The sequence below is a fragment of the Burkholderia sp. Ac-20392 genome, from assembly GCF_017104585.1.
Lineage (GTDB): Bacteria > Pseudomonadota > Gammaproteobacteria > Burkholderiales > Burkholderiaceae > Burkholderia > Burkholderia lata.
Genome location: NZ_JAAGPB010000732.1, coordinates 1 through 2,828 on the forward strand (window position 1 = coordinate 1; position 2,828 = coordinate 2,828).

Sequence of the window (2,828 nt, forward strand, 5' to 3'; positions counted from 1 at the left end):
CGGTATCACCGGCTGCAGCATCGGCGCTGATGCGTGCATGACGATGCGCCGGGCCGCGCAACCGCGCCGCCATGAGAATGGCCGCGTCGAGGTGGTTGAGAGAGGCATCGACATGCGCTCGCCGCGTTCGGGGAGGCAACGGCCACGCGAAGCGCCGCGCCCGCCAGGCGGCCCTCGCGTCAGGGCGCGCGCAGCGCCTCGTCGAATTCGGCGCGCGTCACGTCGAGCGCGACGTTGCATTCGATCGCCGCATCCTCGACGCGCGGCTTGCGCTCGTCCACCGCGCGCCGCGCGCTGTCGCACAGATGCGTGCGCACGCGCAGCCGGTCGTCCGCACCGAGCGACGCATAGCGCGTGATCACGTCCGGATCGAAGCGCAGGTCGACCGCGCAACGCCATTCGCGCGCGTCCTCGTCGGACGGCACCCGCACCCACGACACCTGGATCGTCAGCCGCCCGGACGCGTCGTCCGCATGCACGACGACGGTCGACTGCGACGGGAAGCCGTTCGCGAGCGCGTGCTCGAGTTCCGCGACGCGCTGCGACCGGTCGGGCGCGCCGCTCATCGTCGCACGACGCCCAGCAGCAGCGTGACGAGGAAGATCACCACGAAGATGTAGAACAGGATCTTCGCGATCTCGGCCGCGCCGGCCGCGATGCCGCCGAAGCCGAACACGGCCGCGACGATCGCGATGATGAAGAAGATGACCGCGTATCGAAGCATGGATACCTCCTGGATGGCAGCAGTGGTCAGGACACGTCGTCGCCGTTCACGCATCGTGCTTGTGCTCCGGTTTGCCGCGCCTCGGCGTGGACGCCATTTTTTCGAGTGCCTTTTCGCTCATCGACCGGGCCATCGACTGCGCCGGCGGCTTGAGATCCTTCATGTTCGTCTTGCCGCGTCTGGCCGACAGTGCGGCTCCCGCGGCACGCTGCTGCGCTTGCGATTTTGCTGGCATGGTTGCGCTCCTGTCGTGGGCGCGCGCGTCGACAGACGGTCGGCACGCGCGCGCGATGGGCTCGCCCGGGCAGCCGTCATGCGGCGTCGCGGCGCCGCAGGTCGGCCGGTGGAATCTTCATCGCCTGGCGATACTTCGTCACCGTGCGACGCGCAAGCAGGATGCCGCGGCCCGCGAGGTTGTGCGTGAGCGCGACGTCGGACAGCGGATCGGTGTGCCGCTCGGCCGCGATCATGTCGCGGATCAGCACCTTCGCGGCCGCCGCCGAGCACACGCCCTTGCCGGCCGCCTCGAGCTTGCGCGGAAAGAAATGCTTGAACTCGAACGTGCCGTGCGGCGTGGCCATGTACTTGTTGCCCGTCGCGCGCGACACGGTCGATTCGTGCAGGTCGAGCTCCTCGGCGATGTCGCGCAGCACGAGCGGCTTCATCGCGATCTCGCCATAGCGGAAGAAATCGCGCTGTCGCGCGACGATGCATTCGCCGACGCGCTGGATCGTATCGAAGCGCTTCTGCACGTTGCGGATCAGCCAGCGCGCTTCCTGCAACTGCTGGCCGAGCGGCGAATCGCGCTCGCCGCTCGACTGCGCGAACAGCGTCGCATAGCGTTCGTGCAGCCGCGCACGCGGCAGCACGGCCGGGTTGATCGTCACGATCCAGTCGTCGCGCACCTGGCGCACGATCACGTCGGGCACCACGTAGTCGCCGCGCGTGCTGCCGTAGTGATTGCCGGGGCGTGGGTCGAGCCCGCGCACCAGCGCGCAGGCGGCCTGCAGCGTCTGCGGGTTGCAGCCGATCCGCCGCTGGATCTCGGCCGTCTCGCGGCGTGCGAGCCGCTCGAGATGCTCGCGCGCGATCGCTTTCGCTTCCGCGAGCGCCGGCGTGCCGGCCGGGATCGCGTCGAGCTGCAGCACGAGACACTCGGACAGCGAGCGCGCGGCCATGCCGGGCCGGTCGAGCATCTGCACGAGCCGCAGCGCGACCGCGAGATCCTGCTCCGACAACAGCAGCGCGGGATCGGCCGCGACCAGCAGTTCGACCAGTTCCTGGCGCAGGTAGCCGTCGTCGTCGAGCGCGTCGATCACGATGCGCGCGGCTTCGCGGTCGCGCCGGTTCAGCGGATAGAGCCGCAACGCGTCGTGCAGTTGCTGATGCAGCGACGGTTCAGCAGCCAGCCATTCGCCGGGCGACAACCCGCCCGACTCGTCGCCCTGGCGGCTCGTGCCGCGCGTCGCGGGCGCGGCCGTCAACGACACTTCGGACACCTCGGGCACTTCGGGCACCTCGCCGTCCGGCTGACGAACGTCATCAGCCTGGGGCGCCGCTTCGGGCGCGGCGGCTTCGGCCTGCGGCCCCGGTGTGTCGGCGGCAGGCTCCTCGTCGCCCTGGCCATCGTCGAGAAACGGATTCTGATCGAGCGCCTGACGCAATTCCTGTTGAAATTCGAGCGAGGACAACTGCAGCAACCGCAGCGACTGCTGAAGCCTCGGCGTAAGTGCAAGATGCTGTCGCATCTGCAGCGCAAGCGAGACGGACATCGATGGTCCTCCTGACGTATCACGGGTTTCGCTTCGTATTCGGTCAGGATTCATGCAGCTTCCATGCCAAGGGGGCCGATCACCCCGTGCCGCGGTTCGCGCGGATTCGCACCCCGATTTTCGGGCGCGCCACAGCCGCTTTTTTACAAGCCGACGGAAAGTTTTGGGCACGCGTTTCGCGCACCACGCCGTCACGCGCCGGCCATGGGTCGACTCAGTACTGCGCGGGCGGCGGCGTGCGCGGCAGCGGCGGGTCGCCCTGCACGCCGTTCGGGCCCGGTGGCGGCACGTCGGCCGGCTCGCCGCCCGCCGCGCCCTGCGGCATCATGTTG

4 protein-coding genes are annotated in these 2,828 nt (G+C 69.2%); all 4 read right to left on the reverse strand.

From position 1 onward, the window contains the following. Positions 1 to 179: 179 nt before the first annotated feature. The gene (locus G3N99_RS37460; protein ID WP_174948088.1) at positions 180 to 566 is read right to left on the reverse strand and encodes a DUF3022 domain-containing protein; all 387 of its coding nucleotides are present in this window, start codon (positions 564 to 566) and stop codon (positions 180 to 182) included. Next, on the reverse strand, positions 563 to 724 hold the full coding sequence (locus G3N99_RS37465; RefSeq protein ID WP_011349711.1) for a DUF1328 domain-containing protein: 162 nt from the start codon (positions 722 to 724) through the stop codon (positions 563 to 565). The genes G3N99_RS37460 and G3N99_RS37465 overlap by 4 nt, the downstream gene beginning before the upstream one ends. A 46-nt stretch (positions 725 to 770) precedes the next feature. After that, positions 771 to 959 (reverse strand): DUF3008 family protein, encoded by a 189-nt coding sequence (locus G3N99_RS37470; RefSeq protein WP_174932836.1) that lies wholly within the window; start codon positions 957 to 959, stop codon positions 771 to 773. Positions 960 to 1,035: 76 nt separating this feature from the next. After that, the gene (gene rpoN, locus G3N99_RS37475) at positions 1,036 to 2,496 is read right to left on the reverse strand and encodes an RNA polymerase factor sigma-54 (RefSeq protein WP_174948091.1); all 1,461 of its coding nucleotides are present in this window, start codon (positions 2,494 to 2,496) and stop codon (positions 1,036 to 1,038) included. Between the last annotated feature and the right edge of the window lie 332 nt (positions 2,497 to 2,828).